Below are 1752 nucleotides of genomic sequence, written 5' to 3'. Positions count from 1 at the left end.
CTGTGTGGACTCCGCGAACGGCGCGAAGGCCGCCGCTCCCTTGGCGACCGTGGTGGCGCCGTGAATCACCGTCGGATGCGGTGTTTCCGCGGCGTTGTCGGCCCGCAGGACGACGTCTGGGTGAAGCACGGCGAGCAGGGCGTCGAAGTCGCCCTTTCGGGCGGCTGTGAGGAAGGCGTCGACCACCTCGCGTTGGCGGGTGAGATCGGGATCCGTGACGGGTGGTGCCCCCTGGACGCGGCGGCGCGCACGGCTGGCCAGCTGCCGGGCCGCCGTTGGGGTGCGTTCGACAATGGTGGCGATCTCGTCGAATGGCACGGCGAACATGTCGTGCAGGACAAAGGCGAGCCGTTCGGCCGGCTCCAGAGTCTCCAGCACGACCAGCAACGCCGCCCCGACCGAGTCGGCCAGTACCGCCTGCCGCTCGGGGTCGGCCCCGTCGTCGGAGCCGACGACCTGCGGCGGCGGTGGCGTGTCGACCAGCTCTTCCCGTCGTGACCTGCGTGAACGCAGCATATCCAGGCAGACGCGTCCGACCACGGTCGTGAGCCAGCCGCCGAGGTTCTGGACGTCGTCGGCGTTGGAGCGATTCAACCGCAGCCACGCCTCCTGGACAGCATCGTCCGCCTCGCTCGTCGACCCGAGCATCCGGTAGGCGACCGAGCGGAGGTGGGTGCGGTGCGTCTCAAATCGTTCCGCCAGCCAGTCGTGTTCGTCCATCGGTCACTCCCTCGTCGTGTCCAGGTGACAGACGCCCGGTGTTCAGGATCGCTGGCAGCGGCGCGTTTCCTCGCTTGGCCGGCGCCCTTGGGCCACCCAACGTGCTAGAGCGTCTCACCAACCTGACGGGTGAAATCCACGCGATGTGACAGGTTACGCGGGACTGCTGGCCGCACTACTCGTGCCGCTACGGAACGGCAGGCGACAAAGGTGAGGGCCTTCGACGTCGACGTAGCGACTTCGAACATGCGCCTCGTGGCACGTCAGTCTGCCCACGTGTATCGGGTGCCGCAGTTAGACCTCGAACACGTGCCAACAGATGTCGTTCCGTCGCCGTTGGTCCCCGATTACCAACTCGCGGATCGCTTCCGGGAGCTGCTCGCGTTGCCACTCACACTCGAGGCGGCCGGCGAGATCCTCGGCCCCCGGGGTCCCAGCGCGGGCCGCTTTGATAGCGTAAGCGGCCGCTCCGAGGTTGTGCTCGGCGACGTGAGCCACGCATGCGGCTTGACCTGCGGCGTAGGCGGCATGCCGAGCGGCTCCCGTCAAGTCCCGCGCCGCCCCCATGGCATGGCCACCTGCCGCACGGGAGGCCATCATCTTCATCGACCCTTGCGTCCAGGCGCGGATCGCCTCAATCGCTTCGCGAGGTCTCGTGTCCGAAGGGCACTCAGCCTCGAAGAAGTGCAACACGTGTTCGGCGCATGCCGCTGCCCACAGCCCATGTAGATGATGGTCGGAGTCGGTGAGCAGGCCTCCTCTGCGGATCGTGATGAGGTGAGGGTCGCGCTCCCTTGGGAGGATCACGATCCAAGGGTAGGGCGTGTCGACTGACGCTCCGAGTGCTGTCCCCCGAACGAAGGGCCCGGGAGCGACGTCGTCGAAGATCTCCCTTCCGCCGACCACGCTCCGCAATGGCCGCTATTGGGCACCCGCTGGCCGCCAGCGGGCAGTTTCAGCTGGCCACCAACATTGGACCCGAAGACCTCGGCTGAAAGGTCTTGAAGAAGCTTCCGAGATCCCGTTCGCGCT

General features: G+C 67.2%; 2 protein-coding genes. Both read right to left on the bottom strand.

Features of this window, described 5'->3' with window-relative positions:
• A partial coding sequence (locus tag ELR45_RS08970) for a sigma-70 family RNA polymerase sigma factor (protein WP_240759348.1) occupies positions 1-720 on the bottom strand: 720 nt, incomplete at its 3' end.
• A gap of 294 nt (positions 721-1014) precedes the next feature.
• Complete coding sequence (locus ELR45_RS08965) at positions 1015-1527, bottom strand: putative immunity protein (protein WP_129665271.1); 513 nt, start codon at positions 1525-1527, stop codon at positions 1015-1017.
• Between the last annotated feature and the right edge of the window lie 225 nt (positions 1528-1752).

It is taken from the genome of Phytoactinopolyspora endophytica, assembly GCF_004138495.1.
In the GTDB taxonomy this organism is placed as follows: Bacteria; Actinomycetota; Actinomycetes; order Jiangellales; family Jiangellaceae; genus Phytoactinopolyspora; species Phytoactinopolyspora endophytica.
This window is presented reverse-complemented; position numbering and strand designations above follow the sequence as displayed.